This window comes from Hydrogenophaga sp., assembly GCF_051858985.1.
Taxonomy (GTDB): domain Bacteria; phylum Pseudomonadota; class Gammaproteobacteria; order Burkholderiales; family Burkholderiaceae_C; genus Hydrogenophaga.
This window is the reverse complement of the sequence record NZ_JBHYGM010000001.1, coordinates 942,056-968,737: the sequence shown is the minus strand read 5'-3', so window position 1 is coordinate 968,737 and position 26,682 is coordinate 942,056. Positions and strand designations below refer to the sequence as shown.

General features: G+C 69.2%; 24 protein-coding genes and 1 pseudogene. 11 read left to right on the top strand and 14 right to left on the bottom strand.

Translation table 11 applies throughout. The annotated features are described in order from the left end of the window. Positions 1–7: 7 nt before the first annotated feature. Together ACTIEY_RS04755 and ACTIEY_RS04750 are read right to left on the bottom strand one after the other, a co-directional pair. Entirely contained in the window at positions 8–826 is an 819-nt protein-coding gene (locus tag ACTIEY_RS04755) for a S1 family peptidase (protein ID WP_439517937.1), read from the bottom strand. Positions 827–837: 11 nt separating this feature from the next. After that, a complete protein-coding gene (locus tag ACTIEY_RS04750) occupies positions 838–1,848 on the bottom strand; it encodes an extracellular catalytic domain type 1 short-chain-length polyhydroxyalkanoate depolymerase (protein WP_439517936.1) in 1,011 nt (336 codons plus the stop codon). A gap of 249 nt (positions 1,849–2,097) precedes the next feature. Here ACTIEY_RS04750 and ACTIEY_RS04745 point away from each other — a divergent pair, with 249 nt between their 5' ends. Continuing rightward, complete coding sequence (locus tag ACTIEY_RS04745) at positions 2,098–2,505, top strand: BON domain-containing protein (RefSeq protein WP_439517935.1); 408 nt, start codon at positions 2,098–2,100, stop codon at positions 2,503–2,505. A gap of 17 nt (positions 2,506–2,522) precedes the next feature. Here ACTIEY_RS04745 and ACTIEY_RS04740 read toward each other — a convergent pair whose 3' ends face one another. After that, positions 2,523–5,033, bottom strand: coding sequence for an ABC transporter permease (locus ACTIEY_RS04740; RefSeq protein WP_439517934.1), 2,511 nt, complete (start codon positions 5,031–5,033; stop codon positions 2,523–2,525). Then, the gene (locus tag ACTIEY_RS04735; protein ID WP_439517933.1) at positions 5,017–5,706 is read right to left on the bottom strand and encodes an ABC transporter ATP-binding protein; all 690 of its coding nucleotides are present in this window, start codon (positions 5,704–5,706) and stop codon (positions 5,017–5,019) included. Before ACTIEY_RS04735 ends, ACTIEY_RS04740 begins: the two co-directional genes overlap by 17 nt. 142 nt (positions 5,707–5,848) lie before the next feature. Here ACTIEY_RS04735 and ACTIEY_RS04730 point away from each other — a divergent pair, with 142 nt between their 5' ends. The 8 genes from ACTIEY_RS04730 (at position 5,849) to ACTIEY_RS04695 (ending at position 14,013) form a co-directional block, all read left to right on the top strand. Further along, on the top strand, positions 5,849–6,835 hold the full coding sequence (locus tag ACTIEY_RS04730) for an ABC transporter substrate-binding protein (RefSeq protein ID WP_439517932.1): 987 nt from the start codon (positions 5,849–5,851) through the stop codon (positions 6,833–6,835). Next, positions 6,832–8,712, top strand: coding sequence for a sensor histidine kinase (locus tag ACTIEY_RS04725; protein ID WP_439517931.1), 1,881 nt, complete (start codon positions 6,832–6,834; stop codon positions 8,710–8,712). The genes ACTIEY_RS04730 and ACTIEY_RS04725 overlap by 4 nt, the downstream gene beginning before the upstream one ends. Further along, positions 8,709–9,131: a response regulator gene (locus tag ACTIEY_RS04720; protein ID WP_439517930.1), complete on the top strand. Its 423-nt coding sequence runs from the start codon at positions 8,709–8,711 to the stop codon at positions 9,129–9,131. The genes ACTIEY_RS04725 and ACTIEY_RS04720 overlap by 4 nt, the downstream gene beginning before the upstream one ends. 26 nt (positions 9,132–9,157) lie before the next feature. Beyond that, positions 9,158–9,607 (top strand): universal stress protein, encoded by a 450-nt coding sequence (locus ACTIEY_RS04715; protein WP_439517929.1) that lies wholly within the window; start codon positions 9,158–9,160, stop codon positions 9,605–9,607. Positions 9,608–9,614: 7 nt separating this feature from the next. Next, complete coding sequence (locus ACTIEY_RS04710; protein WP_439517928.1) at positions 9,615–10,703, top strand: hypothetical protein; 1,089 nt, start codon at positions 9,615–9,617, stop codon at positions 10,701–10,703. Between the two features lie 33 nt (positions 10,704–10,736). After that, positions 10,737–12,815, top strand: a complete 2,079-nt coding sequence (locus tag ACTIEY_RS04705) for a PAS domain S-box protein (RefSeq protein WP_439517927.1) — start codon at positions 10,737–10,739, stop codon at positions 12,813–12,815. A 29-nt stretch (positions 12,816–12,844) separates the two neighbouring features. After that, positions 12,845–13,486: a response regulator gene (locus ACTIEY_RS04700; RefSeq protein ID WP_439517926.1), complete on the top strand. Its 642-nt coding sequence runs from the start codon at positions 12,845–12,847 to the stop codon at positions 13,484–13,486. Between the two features lie 125 nt (positions 13,487–13,611). Next, positions 13,612–14,013 (top strand): hypothetical protein, encoded by a 402-nt coding sequence (locus ACTIEY_RS04695; protein WP_439517925.1) that lies wholly within the window; start codon positions 13,612–13,614, stop codon positions 14,011–14,013. A gap of 12 nt (positions 14,014–14,025) precedes the next feature. Here ACTIEY_RS04695 and ACTIEY_RS04690 read toward each other — a convergent pair. The 4 genes and pseudogenes from ACTIEY_RS04690 to ACTIEY_RS04675 all read right to left on the bottom strand — a co-directional run. After that, positions 14,026–14,208 (bottom strand): annotated as a pseudogene (locus ACTIEY_RS04690) (spore coat protein U domain-containing protein); the annotation flags it as partial. A 467-nt stretch (positions 14,209–14,675) separates the two neighbouring features. Then, the gene (locus ACTIEY_RS04685; protein WP_439517924.1) at positions 14,676–15,383 is read right to left on the bottom strand and encodes a fimbrial biogenesis chaperone; all 708 of its coding nucleotides are present in this window, start codon (positions 15,381–15,383) and stop codon (positions 14,676–14,678) included. Positions 15,384–15,399: 16 nt separating this feature from the next. Next, the gene (locus ACTIEY_RS04680) at positions 15,400–15,912 is read right to left on the bottom strand and encodes a Csu type fimbrial protein (RefSeq protein WP_439517923.1); all 513 of its coding nucleotides are present in this window, start codon (positions 15,910–15,912) and stop codon (positions 15,400–15,402) included. Positions 15,913–16,059: 147 nt separating this feature from the next. Then, a complete protein-coding gene (locus ACTIEY_RS04675) occupies positions 16,060–17,604 on the bottom strand; it encodes a methyl-accepting chemotaxis protein (RefSeq protein WP_439517922.1) in 1,545 nt (514 codons plus the stop codon). Positions 17,605–17,800: 196 nt separating this feature from the next. On the opposite strand from ACTIEY_RS04675, the gene ACTIEY_RS04670 reads away from it, so the two are divergent. Continuing rightward, the gene (locus tag ACTIEY_RS04670) at positions 17,801–18,454 is read left to right on the top strand and encodes a hypothetical protein (RefSeq protein ID WP_439517921.1); all 654 of its coding nucleotides are present in this window, start codon (positions 17,801–17,803) and stop codon (positions 18,452–18,454) included. 161 nt (positions 18,455–18,615) lie between these two features. Further along, the gene (locus ACTIEY_RS04665; protein WP_439517920.1) at positions 18,616–19,077 is read left to right on the top strand and encodes an ankyrin repeat domain-containing protein; all 462 of its coding nucleotides are present in this window, start codon (positions 18,616–18,618) and stop codon (positions 19,075–19,077) included. Positions 19,078–19,096: 19 nt separating this feature from the next. On the opposite strand, the gene ACTIEY_RS04660 is transcribed toward ACTIEY_RS04665, so the two are convergent. The 6 genes from ACTIEY_RS04660 to ACTIEY_RS04635 are packed head-to-tail and all read right to left on the bottom strand — an operon-like array spanning position 19,097 to position 26,678. Continuing rightward, on the bottom strand, positions 19,097–21,340 hold the full coding sequence (locus ACTIEY_RS04660) for an ATP-binding protein (protein ID WP_439517919.1): 2,244 nt from the start codon (positions 21,338–21,340) through the stop codon (positions 19,097–19,099). Beyond that, on the bottom strand, positions 21,337–21,849 hold the full coding sequence (locus tag ACTIEY_RS04655; protein WP_439517918.1) for a molybdopterin-dependent oxidoreductase: 513 nt from the start codon (positions 21,847–21,849) through the stop codon (positions 21,337–21,339). The genes ACTIEY_RS04660 and ACTIEY_RS04655 overlap by 4 nt, the downstream gene beginning before the upstream one ends. A 22-nt stretch (positions 21,850–21,871) precedes the next feature. Next, the gene (locus ACTIEY_RS04650) at positions 21,872–22,963 is read right to left on the bottom strand and encodes a protein-glutamate methylesterase/protein-glutamine glutaminase (protein WP_439517917.1); all 1,092 of its coding nucleotides are present in this window, start codon (positions 22,961–22,963) and stop codon (positions 21,872–21,874) included. A gap of 18 nt (positions 22,964–22,981) precedes the next feature. Then, a complete protein-coding gene (gene cheD, locus ACTIEY_RS04645) occupies positions 22,982–23,641 on the bottom strand; it encodes a chemoreceptor glutamine deamidase CheD (RefSeq protein WP_439517916.1) in 660 nt (219 codons plus the stop codon). Then, positions 23,628–24,512, bottom strand: coding sequence for a CheR family methyltransferase (locus ACTIEY_RS04640; RefSeq protein WP_439517915.1), 885 nt, complete (start codon positions 24,510–24,512; stop codon positions 23,628–23,630). Before ACTIEY_RS04640 ends, cheD begins: the two co-directional genes overlap by 14 nt. Positions 24,513–24,563: 51 nt before the next feature. Further along, entirely contained in the window at positions 24,564–26,678 is a 2,115-nt protein-coding gene (locus tag ACTIEY_RS04635; RefSeq protein WP_439517914.1) for a chemotaxis protein CheA, read from the bottom strand. Positions 26,679–26,682: the final 4 nt, after the last annotated feature.

Genomic DNA, 26,682 nt, shown 5'->3' with positions numbered 1-26,682 from the left:
CATTGTCTTACTCGGGCGCTTCGGCTTCTTGGGCGGCCTCTTCGGTACGCGGCTCGGTCAGCGTGAGCAGGATGTCGGCGTACCAGGCGCAGTTCAGGCCCAGCGATTCGTCGAGCACCACATCGCGGTCGCCCATGTCCATGCGCGAGGAGTGCACGCCCAGCAGTTTCCAGGGCAGCGCGGCCGTGGCCTGGCTGGGATCGACATCCCGCATCACCACCGCGGCACCGCTGGTTCCCCGGTGCGTGCGGGCATCGGTGAGGAAGAAGCCCTGGCCCTGGAAACGGATGCCGAAAGGCGATGCGATCACCGCGTGGCGCAGCACCGGCAGGTGGTGCAGTGCATCGTGAAACCCCAGCGGAAATCCCACCACCAGCAGCGATGCGCCGGGGTGCACCTCGTTGAAAGCGGTCTGCAGGTGGTCGGGTGTGAACGCGCGGATCACGGCGTTCTCGGGCAGGGCACTGCGGTCGAGCTCGAGCACGGCGACATCGATCTCGCTGCCGCTGTCCCGGCCCTGGCGCCAGACCGCCGCGCCATCCGCGTAGAGCAGCATGGAAAACCCCGTGGACAGGGTCAGGTTGGTGGCGTCGATGTGCAGCTCGATCTCCAGCCGGTCGGGCAGGTGCTGGGTGTCTTCGTCGATCACCACATGCCGGCTGGTCACGAGGAACAGACGCTCGTCGCGCTCGAAGAAGAAGCCACTGGCGTTGGTCAGTGGTTGCGTGCCGTGGAAGGTGGACACGCGGGGGGCCGCGAGGAACAGCGGGTCCACCGGAGCGGTGTCTTCGGAGGTGGTCAGCGGTGTCTGGATCGGTGCGTTCATGGTGCAGTGTCTCATCGTTCAGGGGACGGTGGGCGGGGCCTGGCGAACTGGCGTGAGGCAAACGCCCACGCCATGCGCGTGGCATCGGGGCCTTTCGCATCGCCATACGGCAGTCGGCCTGCACCGCCACTCCAGGCGTGCCCGAGGCGGTCCACCGCCACCAGCGTGGCCAGCGTGCGACCGCTTCGCTTGAAGTCTGTCACCGTCATGGGGTACCGCTGACCTCGTTGCAAGATCCGGGCCGGTGCCGCGCGCGCACCCACGGCATCGGCCCAGCGCTGCGCGGCCGCCGCGCCATTGCGCGCGTGCACCACCAGATCGTTCTGGCCCTGGATCACCAGCAGCGGCGGCCACGGCATCAGGTCGCGCTGGTCGTCCTGCACCTGCGCCGCTGGCAAGCGCCGGCCTCGCATGGCGGCCAGGGCCGTGGCCGTGGAGTCCGCCACGCCCGGCGCCACACCGGAGTGCATGACGACCGCCGCAAAACGGTGCAGGTGGCGCGTGGCCAGCAGGCCCGCCATGCCCGCGCCAGCCGACAGGCCCACCAGCGCGACGCGGTTGCGATCCGCGCCGTGCAGCAGGCAGACCTGGTCGATGGCCGCGAGCACCAGCGCCGCTTCGGCCTGTGCCCGACCCTGGCGCGTCTCGTACCAGTTCCAGCAGCGCTGCGCGCTCGCCATGCGGTCCTGCTCGGGATAGAGCACCAGGAAACGCTCGCGGCGCGCGAGCAGGTTCATGCGGGTGCTGGCCGCGAAGTCGGCGGCGTCCTGCCCGCAACCGTGCAGCATCACCATCAGCGGCAGTGGTTCGCCGGCCGGTACCGCCGTGGGAACGAAGAGCCGGTAGCGCCGCATGCCCCCCGGACCCAGCGCCACGCCGGCGGTGAAGCGGCCGGATGCCGGCTCCGATCTTGCGCGCGATGCGACGCGCGGGGTGGCGGGAGCGGCGGTGCGTGCCAGCGCACGCCGCGCAGGCTGGGTGGCGCGTGCCATGGCCTTGACGCTGCGGTTGATCGACCGCATCCATGCAGCCGTTCCCCATCCACGCGCCCTCATGCCGCAGCGGCCGGGCCGACCGTCGTGATGCATGACATGGTGGAAGGTCCCTGAACTCTGGAAGGACGAGTCTGGATGCGGCCTTGCCGCGCGGTCTGTGGGTTGCCGCACAGAGCAGTGTGGTCTGTGTGCGCTGTCGAACCGACAGGTCGCGCCGGGACCGCGACAGTGCCCCCATGGACACCAACCCGGTGGACACCCCTTCAGGAGATTCGCATGCAGCTATTCAACACCCACCGTTTCATCAGCGTTTCTGCCGTCTCGCTGGCACTGGCCTCGCTGGTGGCCTGCGGCAAGACCGAGACCCCGGTCGAAGCGCCACCCGCCGCGCCGCCCATGACGTCCACCCCGGCGCCCGCCCCCATGGCACCCGCCACGTCGGCTTCCGAGCCGTCCACCACCATGGGCGAAAAGGTCGACGACACCGTGATCACCACCAAGGTGAAGACCGCGCTGCTGGCCGATGACACCGTCAAGGGCATGGACATCAAGGTCAACACCACGATGGGCGAAGTGCAGCTCAGCGGCGTGGTGGACAACCAGATGCAGATCGACAAGGCGGTCGAAGTGGCCAAGGCGGTTGAGGGCGTTCAGCGCGTGCAGAACGGCATGACCGTCAAGTAACCAGCCGGTCTCCGCGCCTAGGCCCCGTCGCGCAGCAGCATGGCGGGGTTCAGGCGCATCTGGGCCAGCAGGTAGCGCGCGCCCAGCCCCAGGCTGACCGCGCTCACACCCATCGCGGTGAGGGCACCGGTCCAGTACAGGCCGGTGGGGTCCAGCTCCAGCCGCCATCGCAGCAGTGCCGTGGCCAGCGCGCTGCCCGCCACCATCGCAAAGCCGGCGGTGAGCAGGGCCAGCAACAGATATTCCCAATACAGCACGCGACGCAGGCTGGACAGGCGCGCGCCCACCGCATGCATCACGGTCGCTTCAAACACCTGGCGCGCGCGGCTGCTGGCCACCACGCTCGCAAGAACCAGCAGACTCGCCGCCAGGCACACGCCCGCCACCAGTGCCAGCCCCCCGCTGGCGCGGGCCATGAGCGCTCGCGTTTCCACCAGCAGCGATTCGGTGCGAACGCTGGCGATGTTGGGCGCCACGGCCGCCAGCTGGTCCTGCGCGCGCTGGGCCGAGGCGGCGTCCATGAACGCGGCGCCCACGTGGCGCGTGATGTAGGGATCGAGCACGCCGTCGCTGAAGATCGCTTCCAGCCACAGGCGCGCCTGCATGCGGCGCTGGCTGTAGATCGCCACCAGTTCGGCCTCCACCGTCGCACCCATGATGTCGAAGCGCACGCGGTCGCCCAGCTCCAGGCCAAGATGATCGGCCTCCCGGTCTTCCATCGCCAATTGCGGCGCGCCGCGTTCGCCACTCGTCCACCACGCGCCTTCGCGCAGCACCACGTCGTCGATGTTGCCGGCGGCGTTGCTGAGCTTCTGTTCGTCGCGCGCTTCGCGCACGCGCTGGCCATCGCTGCTTTCGCGCAGCACCTCGCCGTTCACGGCCGAGACGCGGCCCAGCACCAGGGGTGCCGTCGTGAGCTGGCGCAGGCCGCTCTGCGCCTGCAGGGTGGACTGCAGCAGCGGAATCTGTTCGGTCTGCACGTCGTAGAACACCAGCGCCGGCGCGTTGTCCGGCACCGTCTCGTTGACGGTTCGCAGGAGGGACGCGACCACCAGCGTGCAGGCCACCAGCAGGGTGAGCGCCGCGCCCAGCGAGAGCAGGGCCGCGCGCAACGGTGATTCGGGCCGCTGCAGGCCGGCCAGCGCGAGTCGGAGTTCCAGTGGCATCGTCAAAGACTGGCGCGCCAGCGCAGCTCGCGCCGCGCGGCGCAGCAGCCGGGTCAGGCCATCGAGCACCACGAGCAGTGCCACGGTGGCGAGCACGAAGGCGGCGCCGAAACGCGCGTCGGGCACGCTGCCCACCACCAGCGTGGCCACCAGCGCGGCCGCAGCGCCGGTGAGCAGCCAGGTGCCGCGCGGTGTGCGCAGCTGCGTGCCGTCGATGCCCCGGAAGAGCGCGGCCGGCGACACCGACAGCGCGCGCCCCAGCGCCGGCAGCGCAAACGCCAGCGCCGTGAGCACGCCAAAGCCCAGCGCCACCGCCGAGGGCGCCCACAGGGCCTGCAGCAGCGGCGCCAGCGGCAATCGCTCTGCGGCGGCCCAGGTGCCGGCCAGGGCCAGCGCGTTGCCGATCAGCACGCCCGCCAGGCTGGAGAGCAGCGCCAGCATGAGGATCTGCAGCAGCACCAGCGCGGCCAGCCGGCCGTCCCGCAGGCCCACGGCGCGCAGCGTGGCGAGCGTGCCGAGCTTCCCCTGCAGGTAGGCCTGCACGCTGTTGAAGACGCCCAGCCCGCCAATGAACAGGGCCGAGAAACCGATCAACAACAGGCCCGAACCGATCTGGCCCAGCACCTCGGCCATGCGCTCGCTGCGCTCGTCGAAGGTGCTCACCTCGGCGTCGAGCTGCGGGAAGGCGGCGATGAACGCATCGCGCCACGCGGTGGCCGGCTCGGCCGTGCGCACGCGGTAGTGGTATTCGACCCGGCTCAAGGGTTGCACCAGACCGCTGGCCTGCAAGGCACCGTCGGCCACCAGCACCGGTGCGCCGCTCCAGTCGGCGCGCAGGCTACGGTCGGGCTGGCGCAACACGATGGCGCGCACGGCCAGGCTCAGGTCGCCCACCTCCACGCGATCGCCTACGCCCAGGCCCAGCCGCTGCGCCAGCGCGCCGTCGATCGCTGCGCCCCAGGCGCCGTCGCGCTGGCCCAGCGCCGTGGCCAGGTCGCTCGGGGGCGCAAGTTCCACGGTGCCGTAGAGCGGGTAGCGCGCATCGGCGCTCTGCAGCTCGATGAGTTGGGAGCGCCCGTCGGCCGCGCGCAGCATGGTGCGCAACTCGACCAGCCGCGAGACCTCGCCGCGCTCGCCCATCCAGGCCAGCACATCCGCGCTCAGCGGCACCGTGTGCTCGACCTCCAGGTCGCCACCAAACAGGAGGCGGTAATCGCTGCGCAGGGCGTCGGCGACCTGGCGGTACAGGCCGCCGCCCGCGGCCACCAGCGCCACGCCCAGCACCAGGCAGGCACAGAAGATCCACAGGTGGCGGCCGCTGGCGCGCAGATCGCGCCAGGCCAGGCTAAACAGGAAGCGCATGGGTGGGCGCGGTGGCTTCGTGCAGCTGGCCGTCGTGCAGGCGCAGCACGCGGTCGCAGCGGGCGGCGAAGTCCGGGTCGTGCGTGATCAGCACCAGGGTGGCGCCGGTCTCCTGGTTGAGTTCGAACAGCAGCGTCCGGATGGCTTCGCCGGTGTGGTCATCGAGGTTGCCGGTGGGTTCGTCGGCCAGCAGCAGGCGCGGGCGGTGCACCAGGGCGCGCGCGATCGCCACGCGCTGCTGTTCCCCGCCCGATAGCTGGCCCGGATGGTGTTGCAGCCGGTCGCCCAGACCCACTCGGCCCAGCAGCGCGGCAGCCCGCTCGAACGCATCGCGCCGGCCGGCCATCTGCAGGGGCAGCGCCACATTGTCCAGCGCACTCAGGCTGGGCAGCAGGTGGAACGACTGGAACACGATGCCGAGCTGGTCGCGCCGCAGGTCGGCCAGGGCGTCGGCGTCGAGGTCGGCGAGTTCGGCATTCGCGATGCGGATGCGGCCTGCCGTGGGTCGCTCCAGCCCGGACAGCAGCAGCAGCAGCGAGGTCTTGCCCGAGCCCGACGGGCCGGTGATGGCGACGCGCTCGCCCGCTGCAATGCGCAGGTCCACCGAGCGCAGCACCTCGACGCGGCCACGCGCCAGGGGGTAGTGAAGGGACAGGCCGGAGACTTCGATCATGGCGTGTGAGGGAGGCTGGCGGCAGGAAAGTTCAGTGATTCGTTCACGCAGTGCCGCGCCGCTGTGCTCAAGATTGGCAGGTCCGCACCGATGAAAAACCCTGATGGTGACAGAATGTTTCGATGGCAAGGGAGCAAGTGACATGACAGGGTGGGGTCGAATCCGGACGGCGGTGGGCGCAGCCTGCCTCTGGCTCGGGCTGGCCGGCTGTGGAGAACCGCCGCAGCCGCCGCTGACCGTGGGCATCAACACCTGGGTGGGTTACGACCCCCTGGTGCTCGCGCGCGATCGCGGCCTGACCGACCCCCAGGCCGTCAAGGTGGTAGAGCTCATCTCCAGCGCCGAGGCGGTGCGCCACCTGCGCAACGGGCTGCTCGACGCCGCCGCGCTGACGCTGGATGAAACCTTGCGCCTGGCCGACAGCGGGTTCGACGTGCGCATCGTGGCCCTGCTCGACACCTCCAGCGGCGCCGACGTGGTGCTGGCCGCGCCGGAGGTTCGCTCCCTGCCCGACCTGCGTGGCCGCGCCATCGCCGTGGAAGACGCCAGCGTGGGCACGCTCGTGCTCGAGCGCCTGCTGAAAAAAGCCGGCCTCACGCGCGAGGACGTGTCGGTCGTGAAGATGGAATCCACCCAGCACCTGATGGCACTGCAAAGTGACCGGGTGAGCGCCGCCGTGAGCTACGCGCCCATCGAAGGCGCCATTCGTCGCGCGGGCTACCGCCGCATCTTCGACAGCAGCCAGATGCCGGACGAGATCCTGGACGTGCTGGTGGTGCGCGGTGACGTGCTTCATCAGCGCCCGGCGGCGGTGGACGCCCTGCTGGGCGCCTGGGGTGTTGGTCTGAGCGTGCTCCGGCTCGATGCGCCCGGCGGCGCCGCCACGCTGGCACCCGGCGCCGATCTCTCGGCACGGGACTACCTGGAGGTGCTCAAGGGCCTGCGCTTTTTCGCGCCCGATGAATCCCTGCAACTGCTGGCTGGCCCGGTGCCCGGGCTCGTGCGCCTGGGCCAGCCGATCGCCGAGACGCTCCTGAACCTGGGCCTGCTGCGACAGCCGCCCGACTGGCGGGCATTGATCGACAGCGCGCCGGCCGAACGCGCGCCGCCCACCGGGCTGCTGCCATGAGGCGCTGGCCGGGCCTCACCGCGATCCCGGGCCGCTGGCTCGCGCCGCTGCTGCTCGCGGTGTTCGCGCTCACCACCATTGGCGTGGGCTTCGCCTTTCAGTGGCGCGACGTCGACCAGCGTGTGACCGAGTTCGAAACCCGTCGCCTGCTTGAACGCCTGGGCGTGGAGCAGAGTCGCCTCAGTGCGCAGTCCGGGCTGGCCAACGCACTGCTCGTGCGGCGCCTCGTGGGCGGGCTGGGCGTCTACAGCGGCATGCTCAACGCCTACCTGGTTGACGACGCGGGCCTGGTGGTGGCCTCGCTGTCGCGTGCCGACATCGGGCGGCCTCTGGGCGAGGTGCTCGAACGCCAGCCGCAGCTGGTGGCACTGCGCCGCCTCGATGACCTGATCGAGGACGGCAGTTCGGTGCAGGTCTTCAGGCCGCCGGGCGCGCCCTACCTGTTCGGGCACGCCGCCATCGACACCGGTGGCCACCTCCTCACCGTGGCCGACCTGCGCCAGCCGCTGGCCCAGCGACACGCCGGCTTGCGGGAGCAGGTGATGCGCGAAGCGCTGCTGATGGCCCTGCTCGTCGCCTTGCTCGCGGTGCTGGCGCACCTGATCTGGTTCCGCCGCGCCGAGCGCCTGGCGCGCACGCTGGCCACCATGGGGGAAGGGCAGCTGCAGGTGCGGGCCGGCCTGCAGGGTTTCGACGAGCTGGCGTTGATCGGCGCGCAGGCCGATCGCATGGCCGAGCGGCTGCAGGCCGGACAGGCGCAATTGCGCCACATCAACGCGCTGGTGGATCGCTCCCCGGTGGTGGTGGTCGAATGGCGCAACGAACCCGGCCGGCCGATGAGCTACCTCAGCCGCTCGGTCTCGCAATGGGGTTACCAGCCGGACGAACTCCTGCTCATGGACCTGCGCTTCCACGACCTCGTGCACCCCGACGACCTGCAGCGCATCGTCGACGAGAGCGTTCGCCACCAGGCCAGCCGCACCGACGAGTACCGGCAGGAATACCGCTTGCGCCGGGCCGACGGCGAGTGGGCCTGGGTGGACGACCGCACATCGATCACGCGCGACGCCGATGGCCGCCTGAGCAGCATCAGCGGCGTGCTGCTCGACATCACCGCCCTCAAGGACGCGCAGACCACGCTGGAGCGCAACAACGCAGAACTGGAGCTGCGCGTGGCCGAGCGCACCGCGCAGCTCAGCGCGGCCAACGAAGAACTCGAGGCCTTCTCGTACACCGTCTCGCACGACCTCAAGGCACCGCTGCGCGGCATCGACGGCTACAGCCAGTTGCTGCAGGAAGAGCATGGCGAGCGCCTCGATGACGAAGGACGCGAGTTCATCGGCCGCATCCGCCGGGGGGTGCAGCAGATGGGGGCCCTCATCTCCGACCTGCTGGCCTACTCCCGCATGGAACGGCGCCCCATGGAATCGCAGCAGGTGGACCTGCTGCCGCTGATCGAGCTGGTGATCGAGGGCCACGGCGCCGACATCCGCGCGGCCGGGACGCAGTTGAACCTGCAGGTGGAGCCCATGGTGCTCGAACTCGATCGCGAAGGCCTCGCGGTGGTGTTGCGCAACCTGGTCGGCAACGCCGTCAAGTTCAGCCAGGGGCGCACGCCGCCGGTGGTCGAGATCGGTGCCCGCGTCGAAGCGGACCGGCGCATCCTGTGGGTGCGCGACAACGGCGTGGGCTTCGACATGAAGTACCACGACCGCATCTTCGGCATCTTCCAGCGGCTGCAGCGCACAGAAGACTACGCCGGCACCGGCGTGGGCCTGGCGCTGGTGGCCAAGGCGGTCCAGCGCATGGGTGGCCGTGTGCGCGCCGAGAGCCAGCCCGGCGAGGGAGCCACCTTCTTCCTGGAGTTTCCCGCATGAAGCCCTTGCCACCGATCCTGCTGGTCGAGGACAACCCCATGGACGTGGACCTCACCCTGCGCGCGTTTCAAAAGCGGGGCGTGGCCCATCCCATCCAGGTGGCGCGCGATGGTGAGGAAGCGCTGGCCTGGATCCCGCGCTGGGAGGCGGGCGAGCCCTGGCCGGTGGTGATCCTGCTCGACATCAACATGCCCCGGGTCAACGGGCTGGAGGTGTTGCACCGGCTCAAGTCCCATGCACAGGTGTGCCACATCCCCGTGCTGATGCTCACCTCCTCGCGCGAAGACAGCGATCTGAAGACCGCCTACGATCTGGGGGTCAATGCGTACATCGAGAAGCCGGTGAACTTCAGTCAGTTCGTCCATGTGGCCGAACACATCGAGCGGCACTGGTGCCAGCTCAACGAACGCCCTTATTGAGCAAGCCCATTTATTCCGGAGTTCCCATGCTGAAGATCCTCATTCCTGTCGACGGTTCCGAAGCCTCGCTGCTGGCGGTGCACCACGCGCTGCACCTCGTGGGCGCCGGCCTGAAGGCGCGCTTCGTGGTGGCCAATGTGCAGGAGGCAGCGAACCTGTATGAACTGGTGGTGGCCCACGACCCGCAGGTGCTGCAGCAGGTGAGCGACGCAGCGGGCCGCGATCTGGTGCGCCCGGCGGTGGCCTTGCTGAGCGCGGCCGGCCAGCAGGTGGAGACCGCCGTGGCCAGCGGCGACCCCGCGCACCTGCTGGCGGACATCCTGGAGAGCCACGCCTGCGATGCGGTGATCATGAGCGCGCGCGGTGGCGGCCTGCGCGCGGCGGTGCTGGGGTCGGTCTCGCAAGAGATGGTGCAGCGCTCCCCGGTGCCGGTCACGCTGGTCAAGGTGCCTGAGGGCATGCAGGAAGAGGACTGATCCGCAAGTGGGCAAGCTTTTCCTCGCCCTGGATGCAGCGGGCGCGATGCGTTTCATCGGCGAGGTGGAGCGTGGCGCCGACTGCGGCTGTCACTGCCCCGAATGCGGCAGCCCGCTGGTGGCCCGCCAGGGCATGGCCAACGACTGGCACTTTGCCCACGACAGCGCACAGGAGCGGCCCGAGTGCAAGGCCGCGGCGCAACGGCTGCTGCGCCGCTTCGTCATCGACCACCTGAAATCGCGCACGGCGTCCGCGGGCTTCGACCTGCCGGTGTACCGGCAGGAAGTCACCCTGGTGCGTTCGCTCGTCCACCTGCGCGAAGAAGCGCAATGGGACGCGCAGATCGTGGGGGAGCTGCGGTGGGGCGACGATGAATCGGACCACGCGCCGGTGGCCCGGGGACGGCTCGACACGGGTGTCGAGCTGCAGGTGTTCGTGTCGCTGGGCGAGGCGGCACCTGCGCCGGAGCCCCTCGATGCCGGCGTGGCCCGCCTCGCGTTCCGGGTGCGGCCACCGACGGCCTCCTTCTTTCGCGACCGGGCGGCGGCCGAACAGCATCTGCAGAGCGCCGGCGAGCTGGTGTGGGAACACCATCCCGACACCCTGGGGCTGGTGCGCGAGGCACAGGAACGGCTGGAGGTGCGTGGCTACCGCATCTACAGCAACTGGTTGTCGATGGTGGACGCGAAACGGACCAGCGAGGCCGATGCCGCGCCTGCCGCTGCGCTGTTCTACGGGCCGGGCTCGACCGACAGCGCCGACGGCTGGCCCCGGCACGCCTGCGCGCCCGGCCACGCGCCCAACGTCAACTTCACCTTCTACCGGCTGGGTCCGCAGGAGGCCTGGCTGCTCTACATGCTCGAACGCGCGGGCCCCAGCGACTGGCGCACCGCACAGCAGAAGTTCTACGCACTCGCGCCCTACCCCAGCCCCTTTGAAGGCTGGGCACAGGCCATTCCCCGCACGGTGGGTCTGGCCGACGAGGCGCTCGGCATCTTTCGCCTCGTCGGGTTCCTGGACGCGGTGACTTACCTCTCGCGCCGCGCACGCGTCACCCGCAGCCACCGCGACCCCATGGCATTCGGCGGTCTGTAGCGAGAATACTGTCCACCGTCCGAAGGAGCCGACATGCCGACGATCCATCGACCTGACCGCGTGCTCACCTGGGTGCTGCCCTTGCTGCCGGCGGGGGTGGCGTTGCTGTTGCTGGCGCTGGTGGTGCTGACTGCGGACCGCATCGTGGGTGGCGAACTCAAGCTCAGGGCGAGCCAGCGGGTGGAGCAATCCGCCGATGCCCTTGCGGTGGAGGTCTCGCGAATGCTCGCGCGCCGCACGGCCGAGGTCGACCTGCTGGGGGTGCTGGCCCGCACCGACATCCGCCGCGACGCCTGGCGTTCACAACTGCAGCGGATCAAGGCCAGCTCCAGCGCCTACGTGTGGATTGGTGCGACCGACGCCAGCGGCGTGGTGGAGGTGGCGACCGACGGCCTTCTGGAAGGGGTGTCCATCGCCACGCGCCCCGTCTTCACGAACGGCCGCCACGGCGCGTGGTTCGGCAGCCTGCATCCGCCGGTGGCCCTGCGCGAACCGCTGCGCACCTATGGGCTGCCAGTCCCGACCGACCTGGCCGACATTGCGCTGCCGATCTTCGATGGCGAGGGGCGGCAACGCGGGGTGATCGCCGCCCACCTCGACGCCCATCATTTCAATGGTCTCATCCAGGAGGTGCTCGGGCCGGTGGAGGGCCGGCGCTTCCTGAAACTGGCCATCGTCGACGGCGATGGGCGCGTGATGATGGGCGAGCGCCCGGACGTCCCGGAGGCCGATCTGCGCAGCCTGCTGGTCGGCCCTCCAGGGCAGGTGCGGGCGGTGGCCGACCTGAACGGGGACACCCTTTTGCTGGCGCACCGCCCCATCCAGCCGGCCGATTCGCCGCTGCGCACGAACTGGCAGGTGGTGGCCGCCCAACCGCTCAACGCGGCGCTGTCCCCTGTGCGGCAGCTCGAACGCAGCCTGGTGGCCTGGGGCGGGGCTACCGCGCTGCTGATCGGGCTGCTCGGCTTCGCCGTATCGCGCCGCCTGGCGCACCCCTTCAGCCAGTCCGAGAAGCACCTGCGCGAACAGGGCGAAGTGCTTGCCGCCGTGATCAACAGCGCCAGCGACGCGGTGATCAGCGTCGACGACAAAGGGCGCATCACCCTGTTCAACCCGGCGGCCGCGCACATCTTCGGTCATGCGGCCGAGCAGATGGTCGGGCAGCCGCTGGACGTGCTGCTGCCACCCAGCCAGCGCGGCCTGCACCTGTCCTACCTGCAGCGATTCGGGGAATCGAAGTCGACCACGCGGCCGATGGGCGTGGGCCGCGTGGGCGGTGTGCGCGCCGATGGCCAACTGCTCGAGCTGGAGGCGTCCATCTCGCAGATCACGGTGCGCGGTCGTCGCTTGCTCACCGCCATCCTGCGCGACGTGACGGAGCGCGTGCGCGACGAGCGGGCCCTCAAGCGCTACCAGTCCGAACTCTCCGAACTCGCGCGCCGCCTGCTCGACCAGGAAAAGCAGACCACGCGCAAGCTGGCGCAAACCCTGCACGACCAGTTGGGGCAGACCCTGGGGGCTATCCGGCTGTCGTTCGATGCCCTCTCGGGCCTCGTCGCGGACCACCTTTCGCCGCGGGCGCGCGATCGGGAACGCAAGCTCGGTGGCTTGATCGATCAGGCCATCGTGGAGGTGCGGCAGGCGCTGGTGGCCCTGCGCCCGCCCCTGCTGGACGAAGCGGGGCTGCCCACCGCGCTGGACAACGAGATGCGCGCCCGCAGCGCCGAGGCCGAGCTGACCCGGCTCCGGCTGGAGGTGGCGCCGGGTGCGCAGTCGCTGCGCTGGCCGGCCGACGTCGAGTACGCCGCCTTCATGATCGCCCGAGAGGCACTGGCCAATGCCCTGCTGCACGCCCAGGCCAGCGAGGTCGTGGTCCAGATCGATGGCACGCCCGGCTGGCTGTCCCTGCAGGTCAGCGACGATGGCGTGGGCCTGAGCCCCGAGATGGCGGGCGGGCGTCCCGGGCACCTCGGCATCGTGGGCATGCGCGAGCGCGCGCTGGCGATCGGCGCTCGGATGGAGGCCCACAAGGCTGCCGGCGGCGGCACGCTGATCTCCCTCAAATGGGGAACGGCCAAGGCGTCGAATTCGGGTCTGCACGGAGTTTCGTGAGCCTTGGGGTGCGCTAACCTGAACGCGACATGAGTGACATCTACCTGGTCGATGACCACGCCATGATGCGCGACGGGTTGCGCGCCGTGCTTGAAGGAGCGGGTCACCGTGTGGTTGGCGACACCGACCAACCCACCCAAGCGCTGGCCGACATCGTCCGGCTGGTGCCCACCCTGGTCCTGCTGGACCTGCACCTGGGCCTGCGCTCGGGGTTCGAACTGCTGGAGCAGATCCAGAAACGCAAGCTCTCCACCCGCGTGATCATGCTCACCATGTCGGCGCAGCCGCGCCATGTGGCCGAGGCGATGCGCCTGGGGGCGCAGGGCTACGTGCTCAAGGGCTCGCCGTCGCGCGAAGTGCTCAGCGCCGTGGAAGCGGTGGCGCAGGGCCGCAAGCACCTGGGCGCGGGCGTGGCCGAGCTGGCGGTGGAGGGGCTCATGCACGAGGCATCGCCCGGCACCATCGAATCCCTCTCCTCGCGCGAGCAGCAGGTGATCCTGCTGGTGGTGCGCGGTCACACCAGCGCGGCCATCGGCGAGCAGCTGCACCTCTCGCCCAAGACGGTGGAGTCCTACCGCAGCCGCCTCATGGCCAAGCTGGGCGTGAACGACCTGCCGGCGCTGGTGCGGCTGGCGATCCGCGAAGGCCTGATCAGCGCCGACGACCACTGAGCCCGGCAGCGGATCGAGGAACAACCCGCGGCTCCGCATCCAGCATTCCCGGCAGGCGCCCGCCCAGGCGGCGGGCACAGTGGCTTGCATGGCAGCGCAACCGTTGCGCGCCCCAGGGAGACTTCATGCAGCCGTCGATGTTCGAGCCGACCCAACCCGTGCCCCTGCAGGTGCTGCTGGTGTGTCCCCGAGGCGAGTACCTCGACTCCGTGCGCGACCTCGCGCGCCACATGGCGCGCAACACCGAAGTGCTCTGGACCGCCGATCCCGCCGACGCGCTTCGCCAGGTCCGGCAGGCGCGCCCGGTGCTGGCGATCGTGGACGCTCGCCTGGATCGTGCGAGTGGCAGCGCCCTGACGCGCGGACTGCAACACGACCAGGATCTGGACGTGATGCGCTTTGACGAACGGCGTGCTTCGGCAGGCCCGGGCGATCCGGGCGTCTGGCACTGGTCGGAACTGCCGCGGGCGATCGCCTGGTGGGCCCGCCGCCTGCAACGCCCCGCCGCTCCCTCCCGCTACCAGTGAGCGGCTGCCGCTTCAGTAGGTGATGGTCAGGACCACCTGGTCCTGGTAGCTGCCGGTCGGCACGTTCTGGCTGGCGGGAATGCGGCCGTACACGGTGTGGTTTCGCGTGCCCGGTGCGCACACCAGCCCCAGCAAGCCGCTGCTGATCGAGCCACCCACCACGCCACCGCCGCCGCCCCCGTCGCCCCAGGTGACGGTGCGCGCGGCGCCCGAAGGCGCGCAGGTCGACGAAGGCGCTGGTCTGGCTCTGGCCCTGCACGCGGTCCATGTTGAGGGTGTAGTCCAGCGTCAGGCCCGGGTGGGTGTCGAGGACGGCGTTGGGCGCCGCGGCGCCCTGTCCGTGGAGCCGAAGCACCTGGGTGTCGAAGGCTTCGACGCCGGCCGTGAGTTCCAGGCGCTGGGCGCCCGCGTGCAGCCTGGGGCGCCAGGCCTGCAGGCTGTGGTGCGCCGTGCCCTCGATGGTGAGAACCTCGTCGGTGGGCTTCAGGCGCCATTGCGCCAGGGCCGATGCCGGGGCAAAGAAGCGTCCGCCTTCTTCCACGATGACCGCGCTGGCGTCCATCGACTGGCCATTGAGCCAGACATCCAGCAGGCGGAACTGTGGCGCCGCGAACGCGGCGCCCGAGAAGGCCAGCAGGACGGCGGCGCTCAGGCGACGCGCCTTACTGCGACGCGTTCGCCTCGAACTGGCTGCGAAGGGTGCCAGCATCGCTGTCCGCCTCGATGTGGACCGCCTTGTGGCGCCAGTCGGCCGGGACCGGCCAGCGGCACAGCCCACCGGGCAATGCGTAGCAGGGACCCAGCGTGGTGGGCTGCTCACCTTCGGCCTGCAGGCGCAGTTCGCGCACGTGCAGGTGGCGCTGGCCACTGTTGCCGAGTTCGATCATCCCGCCGCCCGCCTGGCGCTGCCACACCGCCTGCGGAGCGCCGGCGCCCGAGCCGGTGACGAACACCGGCAGGCTCACGCGCAGCAGCATCTGCACCCCGTTGCCGGTGTCGGCGCCGGGGGTGGCGACTTGCGACAGCCAGACCCGGTGGTGTTTCTGGACGCCGCCTTCGACCGCACGGCGCAGGCCCACGCGCACCACCTGCATGGCGCCAGGCGCCAGCTCGAAGATGGGCGGGTTGACGATCAGGGTGGTGCTCGGTGCCAGGTGTTCCTGTTCCTTGTCCTGCGTCCAGTCGAAGGCTTCGGCCTGGATCAGCACGGTCTGCGCGGTCGGGTTGCTCACCACCAGCTGAGAAGCGGGCAGCCGGCTGCCGAGTTCCACGCGCACCGGGCGAACCTGGAAGGCCTGCGCGCTGCCGATGCCGGCCAGCAGGCCCAGCAGCGCGGCCAGCGTGAGGATGTACAGGGTGCGGGCGAGCATGGCGGACTGCCGGAACTCAGTAGGTGGCGGTGACGGTGATGGTGTCGGCGTACACCCCCACGGCTGCCGACGCGCTGGACGGCACGCGGCCATACACCGTGAAGGTCTGCAGCAGGCCGGTGCCGGTGCTGCTGCGCGTGCTGGTGCCGGCCGTGCCGTCGCCCCACGGCGTGGTGCGGCCCACGTCCTGGTACAGGGCGTAGTCCAGCGTGTTGCCACCGCTGGTCATGCGGCGCAGCGCCACCGTGGCGCCCGAGCCGGTGCCGGCGTCCAGCGCCAGCGTGTAGGGCGTGCCCACCGTGCAGGTGGCGGTGACGGCCACGCTGCCGTCGCGCTGCACGCCCGGCGTGACGATGCCGAAGGCCAGTGGCACGCCACCCACCACGGTGCAGCTGGGCAGCACGGTGGCGGTGACGGCGAAGGTGGAGGTGCTGGTCTGTGCCAGGGCGGCCTGGGTGCCGGCGAGCAGCGCGGCCATGCACAGCAGGTGCCTGATGGCGCGTGGGCGAGTGGGGTTCAAGGTCTTCATGGTGCAGGTTCCTCACGGTCGGTTCGCGCCTCGCTCCCTGGGGTCTGTCGGGGCGCCTGAAACTGATTTCGACCACCCTGTTTGCGGGTTGTGTGGGGAAAGCTGGATGGCGCCTGCGGGAAGACCCTGCATCGGCGGGCTCGCGCCCTAGCGGAACACGCTCACGGCTTCCACCAGCCGCTGCGTCTGCTGCTGCAGGCTCTGCGAAGCGGCTGCTCCCTGCTCCACCAGGGCGGAGTTCTGCTGCGTGACCTGATCGAGGTGGCCCACGGCCTGGCTCACCTGCTGGATGCCGCCGCTCTGTTCGATGGTGGCCGCGCTGATCTCGCTGATGAGGTCGGACACGCGCCGCACCTGCTGGACGATTTCCTCCATCGTCTTGCCGGCATCGTCCACCAGCACGGTGCCCGCTTCCACGGTGGTCACGCTGGCGCCGATGAGCTGCTTGATCTCCTTCGCGGCTTCGGCGCTGCGTTGCGCCAGGCTGCGCACCTCGCCCGCCACCACCGCGAAGCCCCGGCCCTGTTCACCCGCGCGGGCGGCTTCCACCGCCGCGTTGAGCGCAAGGATGTTGGTCTGGAACGCGATGCCGTCGATCACGCCGATGATGTCGCTGATGCGGCGCGAGCTCTCGGTGATGCGGCCCATGGTGTCCACCACCTGCGCCACCGCCTGGCCGCCGCGCGTGGCGGCTTCGCTGGCCGAGCCCGAGAGCTGGTTGGCCTGGCGCGAGGTGTCGGCGTTCTGCCGCACGGTCGCGGTCATCTGCTCCATCGAGGCAGCGGTTTCCTCCAGGCTGGACGCGGCCTGTTCGGTGCGCTGGCTCAGGTCGTTGTTGCCCTGGGCGATCTCGCTCACCGCGGTCTGCACCGTCAGCACCTGTTCGCTCACGTCATCGATGAGCCAGCGGAACATCAGGCCGAGCTGGCTGATGGTGCGCAGCGTCATGCCGATCTCGTCCACGCGGTCCATGTGCGCCACGGTCTGGGTGTCGCCGCTGGCCACACGCAGTGCGGTCTTGCGCAGTTGCTCCAGCGGGCCGGCGATCTGGGCTTCGAGGAACCAGCCGGCCAGGCCCACGGCCACAGCAGACAGGCCGGCGAACGACGCCCATTGCAAGCCCTGCAGGCCCAGCGCCCAGGCGCCACCGATCAACACCGCCAGCAGGCCCGCCAGCGGCAGGCGGATGCGGCTGCGCACGCCCATGGTCTTGAAGACCGAACCCAGGCCCAGCAGGCCCTTGCGCAGCAACAGGCCCTTGTGCAGGCGCAGGTGGCTGGCGCGGCCTTCGCGCATGTCGGCGTACAGCTTTTCCGCGCCGGCAATTTCCTCGCGGGTGGCCTTGGTGCGCACCGACATGTAGCCCTGGTGCTGGCCGTTGCGGATCACCGGCGTGGCATTGGCGCGCACCCAGTAATGGTCACCGTTCTTGCGCCGGTTCTTCACCAGCGCCGTCCAGGGCTCGCCACCTTTCAGCGTGGCCCACATGTCGGCAAAGGCCTCCTTGGGCATGTCGGGATGGCGCACCAGGTTGTGCGGCTGGGCCTGGATTTCCTCCAGGCTGAAGCCGCTCACGGCCACGAACGCCGCGTTGGCGTAGGTGATGTGGCTTTGCGTGTCCGTGGTGGACATCAGCGTGGCGTTGTCGGGAAATTCGTATTCGCGTTGGGTGACGGGGGTGTTGACGCGCATGTGGACCTCGGTTTCGTGGGTGTGGTGTCACCTGGTCTCTTCGGCGCGAATACCCCCGACTTGTGTAGGGAAACCTGGATGCTTGACCTGGAACAGGCCAGATTGAAAAAGGCCTCAAGTTTTCTGAAAGGCGGTCGAAACGCCTGGGAGAACGCCGGGATTGTTTGTGCCCGTTGCGTGCTTGAAAGGGAATGCCGTGATCAACCTGACCAGCTCGACTGCCGTTTCGTGGCCGACGCCGCCGTCGGCCGCTGTGGCGCCCGTCTCGCCCGTGCCCAGCGTGCCTGCGCTGCAGGCCGGCGGCAGCGAGAGCCAGACGGATTCCCGTTCCGGCCAGGGTGGGCGGGGGCATTCATTTGCCTTGCCAGGCCAGCGCCCGGCCCAGGGTCAGGCCAGGGAAGCGGGTGATGCCAGCGCGGCCGTCCGGCCCGCCGCCACCGATCACCAGGCCCAGGCGGCCCAGCGCCAGGCCGATCTGGAAGCCCACGCGGCGCGCGAGCGCGAAAAGCAGGCCATGGAGCACCTCAAGGACGTGCTCACCAACGTCTGGCAGGCAAGTGCTGCGGTGGTGGACCGCGCCCTGGGCCGCGAGACGCCGGCACCGGGGTCGCGCAGCGACACCGCGCCCGATCTCTCCCAGGTGGCTGCCTCGCTGGTCTCGCGGCGGATCATGGCGCCGGCCGCGCCTGTGCAGGCACGCCCCGCCGCTGCGGGCCAGGCCTGGGTGAGCGACACGGCCACCGCGTCCGGAGATGCCAGCACCTCACCCGACGTGCAGGCGTACGACGCCCAGGGCCACAGCAGCGCCATGCCGCTGGAGACCGGCAGCCTCTTCAGCCACCGCGTCTGAGGTCGGCGCCGCCGTGTTGGCTCCATTCCGGCCTGGCGCCCGCCCGGTGCTGCAGCCGCCTGTTTCGTGGCAACAGCCGGCGCAAGGGCGCAGGCTTTCCTATGCTGCGCCGCTCTGCGCGGCGTCCCGGTCCGCGCCAAACACCTGAAAGAGGCCGGACCATGCACCCGCTGTTCAACGCTGCCATCAACAACGACGCGCACACGGTGAGCGTTCTGATCGAGAGCGGCTCCGAGCCGCTGATGAAGAACGACAACGGCGATACCCCGGCCCATGTCGCTGCGCGACTGGGTCATGTGGATGTGATCAGGGCGATGCCGATCTACGCGCTGTCAGGCACCAATGAGTATCGTCAGAGGCCGCTGCATGTCGCCGCCGAAAACGGCCAGGCAGCGGTGTGCCGAGCCTTGATCTCCATGGGCCTGGTGTCCGATGGCCTGGACGAGTCGGGTCGCACGCCCCTGCAACTGGCGCAGGCCGGTGGTCACCTCGAAGCGGTCCACGTACTGGTTGGGCGGCCCGCTCCTGCGGCGGACTGGCGGGCGGTGTTTGAGGCCGCGCAGGACGCGAGGCCCGCCGCGCCGGGTGTCGGGAGCCGGGAGAGGGGCGGGCCCGACCTCTGACTCGCCGGCCCCTGGCCGCTCAACCCAGTGCCGGCGCGGCGAACTGTTCCAGTGCCTGCTGCGTGCGATGCATGTCGTCGAGCAACTGCGTGCGCAGCGTGCGCGGAATCTCGGCGTCTTCGCGCAGGGCACGGCGCTCGATGTCGGCGGCGGTGTCGACGATGGCGCGAAAGCCCAGCAGCATGGCGGTGCCCTTGAGCTTGTGCGCGCTGTAGGCCATGGCAGCGGGCTCACCGCGGTCGAGCGCGTCGAGCAACTGGTGCACCGTGCCTTCGGGCGGTGAGAACAGTGTGCCGAGCAGTTCGTCCATGGTGTCCGCCGGCATCATGGCGAGGATTTCAGAATAGGCCTCGCTGTCGATCAGCCCGGCGGCGGACGAGCGAAGGTCGGGCGTTGATGGGGCTGCAGACCCCGCGGCCCTGGGGCTTGCCGTCAGCGGCTCCAGCAGCCCGCAGCGCTGCAGCGCGCGCTGCAGGTCTGCCGCCTGCAGCGGCTTGCTGGCGAACTCGTTCACGCCCACTTCCTGTGCGCGCTTGCGCGTGTCGTTCACCACGTCGGCCGTCACCAGGATGATCTTCACCGTGGCAGCGGGGCCCTCCAGCGCACGGATGGCCTCGGTGGTGGCCAGCCCGTCGAGCACCGGCATGTGGTAGTCCAGCAGCACCACGTCGAACGTGTGTTCCTTGAGCAGCGTCAGCGCCTGCAGCCCGTTCTCGCAGAAGGTCGCGTCGTGGCCCATCTTGTCGAGCAGGATGTTGAGGTACTTCAGGTTGATGGGGTGGTCTTCGGCCACCAGCACCTTCAGGCGTCGGTGGGCCGTGGTTTCGGTGAGCTCGGCGAAGGTGCTGACCGGGGCCTCGGCCGCGGGCAGCGGCAGCGTCACGGTGAAGGTGGTGCCCTGGTTGAGCACGCTCTTCACCTCGATGCGCCCGCCCATCATCTGGGTGAGGCTGCGCGTGATCTCCAGGCCCAGCCCGGTGCCGCTGATGCGGCGGCGCAGGGAATTGTCGGCCTGGTAGAAGCGGGTGAAGATCTGGCCCAGGGTTTCCTCGTCCATGCCGATGCCGGTGTCGCTCACGGTGATGACGATGCCGCCCTCCATGTCGCGCGAACGGGTGAGAACAGCCTTGATCTCGCCGGTGGGCGTGAACTTCACCGCGTTGCCCAGCAGGTTGAAGAGGATCTGGCGCAGGCGCGTGGCGTCGGCCAGCACCCAGGGCGGCACGTCGTCGGCGATCTTCATCACCAGGCTCAGACTCTTGTCGCGCGCCGTGGCACGCGTGACGCTCTCCACGTCGTGCACCAGCTCCTGCAGCTTCACCGGCGCGAGCGAGAGCCGCATGGTGCCGGACTCCAGGGTGGAGACGTCGAGCACGTCGTTGAGCAGGCCGAGCAGGTGCTGGGCCGAGTCGCTCGCGGTGCGCACGTAGTCGCGCTGCTGCCCGGTGAGGCGGGTGTCATCGAGCAGGTTGAGCATGCCCAGCACGCCCTGGAACGGGGTGCGGATCTCGTGGCTCATGTTGGCCAGGAACACGCTCTTGCCGCGGTTGGCCGACTCGGCCTGGTCGCGCGCGCTGGCCAGGTCGCGGCTCAGGCCCTGCAGCCGTTCGTATTGCTGCTGCTGGCGTCGGATGTGCCGCACCAGCAGCACCACGAATACCAGCATCACCACGACCTGCAGGGCCGCGAGCGTCATCACCAGCAGGCCCTGTTCACGCAGCTGCCGGTTGCGTTCGTCCACGAAGCGGGCCACGGAGCGGTTGGCTTCGCGCGTCAGCTCGGACAGGTTGGGCTGGATCTGTTCGATCGCCTGGTGCAGCGTGCGCAGGTCCGTCAGGTTCTGCGTCAGTGCCTGGGGCTGGGCAAACAGCGGATCGGCCATGCGGGTGAATGCCCTGATCTGTTCGAGCGCCACCAGGTAGCTGGGCGAGGACTCCAGCAGGTCGCGCCGCGGTATCTGCGTGAGCAGGTCGATGCGGCTGAGGAAGATTTCGTACCGTTCGGCCAGCTCGTCCGGATTCACGTCCGGGCCGCCCGAGACGGCGCCGTCCATCGATTTTTCGAGCCGGCCGAGTTCGTGTTCGAGCTGGTAGGCCTGCCACATGATGGAGTCGACCTGGTTGCCCGCGAGGTCGTCGAGCAACCGGTACTGCTGCCACTGGATCCAGCCCAGCGGCGAGAGCGTGACGAGGAGAAGGGCGGCGATGGCCATGGCCCACTGGCGGGGTTGCCAGCGCGCCATGCCGGTGGGGGCGGTGTTCATTGGATGTCCAGTGCCTTGAGCTGCCAGATCGAGCGTTCGTAGAAGGTGGAGGTGCGCAACTCGGCGGCGCTGTCGAAGGGATAGACCACGAACAGCGGACCCTTCTCGCGCACCGGCATGGGCTGGCCGTCGATCAGGCGGGCCACGATCACCTCGTACTTGCGGGCGTCGGCCACCGGGATGCTGATGCGGTAGTCGTTGATCGCCACCGCACCCACCGTGGAGCCACTGGCCTTGACGGCGGCCAGCACATCGGCCAGCAGCGGTCCGGTGAATTTCACAGGCTTGTCGAACCAGGGGGTGCGGGTGGTGAAGCTGTGCTGCGGCAGGGCTTCGAGCATGGCCATGTCGAACGCGGCCCGGTCGCCGAGGTTCTTCACGCCGATCTTGCCGGACACGTTGAGGATGGCTCTGCCCTTGGGCGGTGCGAGCGCATCGCCGGGCGCGGCCAGGGTGCTGCCCGCGAACAGGCACAGGAGGATGAGGAGTCGGCGTTGGAATATGATCACGACCAGGAATGCGGGTGTGGGTTCAGATGCGGTGCCGCACACCCGAAGGCGTCGCCGCAAGACGCGCCAGCAGGGCCGGGGCGATCTGGGAAAGGGGAAGCACTTCGTGCGCAGCGCCATGCTGGATGGCCATGCGCGGCATGCCGAAGACGACGCAGCTGGCTTCGTCCTGCACATAGTTGTAGCTGCCGGCGTCCTTCATCTCGCGCATGGCGGCGGCGCCATCGGCGCCCATGCCGGTGAGCATGATGCCCAGCGCGTTGGGGCCGATCACGCGCGCAGCGGACTTGAACAGCACTTCCACCGAAGGCCGGTGGCGGTTCACCGGCTCGGTGTCCTCCACCACGGCCACGTAGTTGGAGCCGTTGCGGTCGATGCGCAGGTGGTGGCCACCGGGCGCGATGTAGGCGTGGCCGGGCAGGATGCGGTCCCCGTCGCGGGCTTCCTGCACGCGGATGCGGCACAGCGTGTCGAGCCGGTGCGCGAAGCTGGTGGTGAAGCCGGGTGGCATGTGCTGCGTGATCACGATGGCCGGCGAGTCCGCCGGCAGCGGCACCAGCACCTCGCGAATGGCCTCGGTGCCACCGGTGGAGGCGCCGATGCAGATGATCTTTTCGGTGGAGACGCGCGGCAACGCGGCACGGGGGGCCTGCGGCGCGCTGCTGGCAGCGGCGGCACCCGCGGCGGGTGCGGACGGCAGGCGCTTTACATGGGCGCTGGCCGCCACCCGGATCTTGTCGACGATGTCACCGGCCAGTTCCTGAAGGCCGCTGCTCACGCCGATGCGCGGCTTGGCCACGAAGTCCACCGCGCCCATTTCCAGCGCGCGCAGCGTGATCTCGGCGCCCTGTTCGGTGAGGGTGGAGACCATCACCACCGGCATGGGGCGCAGGCGCATGAGGCGCGAGAGGAATTCCAGGCCGTCCATGCGCGGCATCTCCACGTCGAGCGTGATCACGTCCGGATTGAGCTCGCGGATCATCTCGCGCGCCACCAGCGGGTCGGCGGCGGCGCCGATGCATGCCATGTCGTTCTGGCGGTTGATGATCTCGGTGAGCAGGCTTCGCACCAGCGCCGAGTCGTCCACCACCACCACCTTGATCTTATTGGCCATCTTGTTTTCTCCCTGCGCTCAGAACAGATCCACCGACCCACCCGAGTTGGATTTCGCCACCACGGCTGCGCTGCCCTTGCGCTCCTGGGTTTCCAGGGTGTCCGGGTGCGAATGCGCCAGCCGTTTCACCATGGCCTTGCCGCTGGCGGGGAAGTAGCACACCTTGCGCGGGTGGATGTCGAGCACGTCCTTGGAAATGACGGCGATGCGCTCGGTCTGCAGGTACTCCAGCACGAAGGCCGTGTTGCGTTCACCCACGTTCATCGTGGTGAAGCTGTGCATGACCTGGCCACCGCCGAACACCTTGGCCTGCATGTGCTCGCGCCGTGCGCCGAGCTTCATCATCTCGTTGATCAGCAGTTCCATGGCGTAGGAGCCGTAGCGCCCGCTGGTGTCGCCGCCGCCTTCGGGCAGCATGAAGTGGTTCATGCCACCCACGCGCACGCGCGGGTCCCAGATGCAGGCGGCAATGCACGAGCCCAGCACGGTCATGACCATGATGTCGTCGGCGGTCACGTAGTACTCACCGGGCAACACCTTCACGGCGTCGTGGTGGAAGTGGTGGTCCTGGTAGAAGAAGCTGGCTTCCCCCGGTTTGGGCGGACGGGCCTTGAGCTGGTCCAGGCGCGAACGCGCGGGGGCTCCGCGAGGCGCCAGCAGGGTGTCAGAGGCGCTCATAGACAGTTTTTCCCCTGAGTGCGAAGAGGTTGCGCGCGTCGCTGAAATTCTCGGCATGTCCCACGAACAGCATGCCGCCGGGCTTCATCACGCGGTGGATGCGCTCCAGCACCTGGCGCTGTGTGGTGGCATCGAAATAGATCATCACGTTGCGGCAGAACACCACGTCGAAGGGTTCGCGAAACGGCAGGTCCTGGATCAGGTTGACGGTCTGGAACGTCATGGGCTTCTGCAGTTCGGGCTTCACGCGCATCAGGCCGGCGTTGCTGCCTTTGCCGCGCATGAAGAAACGTTGCAGCCGTTCGGGGCTCAGTCCCTTGACGCCATCGGCCTTGTAGACGCCGCGCTGCGCCGTGGCGAGCACCTGGGTGTCGATGTCGCTGTTGACGATCTGGAAGGTGCCTCCCGGGCCCAGGGCTTCGGTGGCCGTCATGGCGATGGAGTAAGGCTCCTCGCCAGTGGAGGCGGCCGAGCACCAGATGCGCCAGGGCTGCGAGCGCGATGCGCCCATCAGTTCGGCCAGGATGCCGAAATGGTGCTGCTCGCGGAAGAACGCCGTGAGGTTGGTGGTGAGCGCGTTGATGAACTCCTGCCACTCGCTGCCGTCGTGCTGTTCCAGCCAGTCCAGGTACGTCTTGAAGCTCTCGTGGCCGGTCTCGCGCAGCCGCCGCGAGACGCGGCTGTACACCATGGCGTGCTTGCCATCGTGCAGGCTGATGCCGGCCTTCTTGTAGATCAGCGCCTTGATGCGGGTGAAGTCCGCGTCGGACCAGATGAACTCGCGGCCTTCGGCCAGGGGGCCGTCCTGTGCTGCGGATGCCCGTGGTGTCGCTACCGGCGAACGTCGGGGGGGTGAGGTCTGTAGCAGCATGGTGGGCTTGCGGCGGGGGGTGATGAACCGTGCCGCTGGCGTGGAAGGATTTCAGTGGCGCGAACGGCGCACCAGGCCGGAGGTGTCGAGGATGAGCGCGACCTTGCCGTCGCCCAGGATCGTGGCGCCCGAGATGTTGGGCACCTTGCGGTAGTTCGACTCCAGGTTCTTGATGACCACCTGTTGCTGGCCCAGCAGTTCGTCGACCATGAGGGCCACGCGCGAGCCGTCGGCCTCCACCACCACCATGATGGGGCTGGCGCCGTTGTGCTCGAAGCGCGGCACATCGAACACGCGTTCGAGTTCGATCACCGGCATGTATTCCTCGCGCACCTTCACCACCTGCGCGCCCTGCGCCAGCGTGTTGATGTCGGTGGGCTTGACCAGGAAGGACTCGACCACACTGGACAGCGGCAGGATGTACACCTCGTCGCTGACGCGCACCGACATGCCGTCCATGATCGCCAGCGTGAGCGGCAGGCGCACCGAGACGCGCATGCCGAAGCCTTCGGCAGAATCGATCTCCACCGTGCCGTTGAGCGCGGTGATGTTCTTCTTCACCACGTCCATGCCCACGCCCCGGCCGGAGACGTCGGTGACTTCATCGGCGGTGGAGAAGCCGGGCGCAAAGATCAGGTTCCAGACCTCGTTGTCGGTCATCGAATCGGGTGCCTCGATGCCCTTCTCGCGCGCTTTCTTCAAGAGCTTCTCGCGCGAGAGGCCCTTGCCGTCGTCGCGCACCTCGATCAGGATCGAGCCGCCCTCGTGGGTGGCTGAAAGCGTGATGGTGCCGTGCTCGGTCTTGCCCTTGGCGCGGCGGTCCTCCGGCATCTCGATGCCGTGGTCGCAGCTGTTGCGGATCAGGTGGGTCAGGGGGTCGGTGATCTTCTCCACCAGGCCCTTGTCGAGTTCGGTGGATTCGCCCTGCGTGACGAGCTCGACCTTCTTGCCCAGCTTGCTGGCCAGGTCGCGCAGCATGCGCGGGAAGCGGTTGAACACCACCGACATCGGGATCATGCGGATCGACATCACCGCTTCCTGCAGGTCGCGGGTGTTGCGGTCCAGGTCGGCCAGGCCGGCCAGCAGGGGCTGGTTGGCGCTGTCGTCGAGCTCGCGGCTCTTCTGGGCCAGCATGGCCTGGGTGATGACGAGTTCGCCCACCAGGTTGATGAGCTGGTCGACCTTGCTCACGGAAACGCGCAGCGTGCTCGACTCCAGGCCGGCGCCCGCGGCGGCCCGTGCCTCGGGTTTTGCGGCGGCGCGCGGTGCGCCCGCGCTGTCGGCGGCGCGCGCCGGCACGCCCGGCGCGCCTTCGAAGAAGCCGTAGTCGCGGCCTTCGGTGGTCGGGTTGGGGTGGCCGGTGCCGGTGAGGTTGTCTTCGTCGATCACCGCCGCAGCGGCGGCCACGGGCGCGGCCTGCTCGACGATGCGGATGTCGTCCTTGCCCACGTGGAAGGTGAACAGGTCCATGAGGTCGGCGTCGCTGGCCGAGGTGGTGGCGCGCCAGGCCCGGTGCGTGCTCAGGTCGCAGGGCAGGGCTTCCACCGTGCCCAGGCCGGGAATGTCGCGGAACAGCTCGGCGATGCCGTCGGCCTGTGCCGGGTTCTCCAGCGGTCCGATGTGGATCTCGAGCACGCGCTCCGCCTTGGCGGCGGGACGCACGGGTGCGGGTGCTGGCGCAGCGACGACCGGTGCGGCGGCGACCGCCACCACCGGGGCCGGTGCCGGCATCGGGTGCGACGCATCGCCGTGCGCGAGCACGCTGATGCGGTGTACGAGGTCGCCCGTGGCCGGCGGCGTCACGCCCCGGCCCTGGTGGCCGGCGAGCAGGCCGCGCAAGGCATCGGACGATTCCAGCAGCACGTCCACCATGGCGCTGGTGGGTTGCAGTTCGTGGCGGCGCAGCTTGTCCAGCAGCGATTCCATCTGGTGCGTGAGTTCGGCCACGTCGGCAAAGCCGAAGGTGGCGGCGCCGCCCTTGATGGAATGGGCGCAGCGGAAGATCGCATTGAGCTCTTCGTCATCGGCCTTCTCCACGTCCAGCGCGAGCAGCATCTGCTCCATCTGGTCCAGGTTCTCACCAGCCTCTTCGAAGAAGATCTCGTAGAACTGGCTCAGGTCGATGTCGTTCCCGACGTGTTGGCCTTCATTCATCATCTCACCCATGTGG

Bases quoted from the DNA above. Each gene is read 5' to 3' on its own strand.
- ACTIEY_RS04705 (WP_439517927.1), top strand. From the start codon at position 10,737: ATGCCGACGATCCATCGACCTGACCGCGTGCTCACCTGGGTGCTGCCC.
- ACTIEY_RS04650 (WP_439517917.1), bottom strand. From the start codon at position 22,963: ATGGCCAATAAGATCAAGGTGGTGGTGGTGGACGACTCGGCGCTGGTG.
- cheD (WP_439517916.1), bottom strand. From the start codon at position 23,641: ATGAGCGCCTCTGACACCCTGCTGGCGCCTCGCGGAGCCCCCGCGCGT.
- ACTIEY_RS04680 (WP_439517923.1), bottom strand. From the start codon at position 15,912: ATGAAGACCTTGAACCCCACTCGCCCACGCGCCATCAGGCACCTGCTG.
- ACTIEY_RS04665 (WP_439517920.1), top strand. From the start codon at position 18,616: ATGCACCCGCTGTTCAACGCTGCCATCAACAACGACGCGCACACGGTG.
- ACTIEY_RS04675 (WP_439517922.1), bottom strand. From the start codon at position 17,604: ATGCGCGTCAACACCCCCGTCACCCAACGCGAATACGAATTTCCCGAC.
- ACTIEY_RS04640 (WP_439517915.1), bottom strand. From the start codon at position 24,512: ATGCTGCTACAGACCTCACCCCCCCGACGTTCGCCGGTAGCGACACCA.
- ACTIEY_RS04740 (WP_439517934.1), bottom strand. From the start codon at position 5,033: ATGCGCTTCCTGTTTAGCCTGGCCTGGCGCGATCTGCGCGCCAGCGGC.
- ACTIEY_RS04635 (WP_439517914.1), bottom strand. From the start codon at position 26,678: ATGGGTGAGATGATGAATGAAGGCCAACACGTCGGGAACGACATCGAC.
- ACTIEY_RS04725 (WP_439517931.1), top strand. From the start codon at position 6,832: ATGAGGCGCTGGCCGGGCCTCACCGCGATCCCGGGCCGCTGGCTCGCG.
- ACTIEY_RS04700 (WP_439517926.1), top strand. From the start codon at position 12,845: ATGAGTGACATCTACCTGGTCGATGACCACGCCATGATGCGCGACGGG.
- ACTIEY_RS04730 (WP_439517932.1), top strand. From the start codon at position 5,849: ATGACAGGGTGGGGTCGAATCCGGACGGCGGTGGGCGCAGCCTGCCTC.
- ACTIEY_RS04745 (WP_439517935.1), top strand. From the start codon at position 2,098: ATGCAGCTATTCAACACCCACCGTTTCATCAGCGTTTCTGCCGTCTCG.
- ACTIEY_RS04735 (WP_439517933.1), bottom strand. From the start codon at position 5,706: ATGATCGAAGTCTCCGGCCTGTCCCTTCACTACCCCCTGGCGCGTGGC.
- ACTIEY_RS04750 (WP_439517936.1), bottom strand. From the start codon at position 1,848: ATGCGGTCGATCAACCGCAGCGTCAAGGCCATGGCACGCGCCACCCAG.
- ACTIEY_RS04755 (WP_439517937.1), bottom strand. From the start codon at position 826: ATGAACGCACCGATCCAGACACCGCTGACCACCTCCGAAGACACCGCT.
- ACTIEY_RS04695 (WP_439517925.1), top strand. From the start codon at position 13,612: ATGCAGCCGTCGATGTTCGAGCCGACCCAACCCGTGCCCCTGCAGGTG.
- ACTIEY_RS04660 (WP_439517919.1), bottom strand. From the start codon at position 21,340: ATGAACACCGCCCCCACCGGCATGGCGCGCTGGCAACCCCGCCAGTGG.
- ACTIEY_RS04720 (WP_439517930.1), top strand. From the start codon at position 8,709: ATGAAGCCCTTGCCACCGATCCTGCTGGTCGAGGACAACCCCATGGAC.
- ACTIEY_RS04715 (WP_439517929.1), top strand. From the start codon at position 9,158: ATGCTGAAGATCCTCATTCCTGTCGACGGTTCCGAAGCCTCGCTGCTG.
- ACTIEY_RS04685 (WP_439517924.1), bottom strand. From the start codon at position 15,383: ATGCTCGCCCGCACCCTGTACATCCTCACGCTGGCCGCGCTGCTGGGC.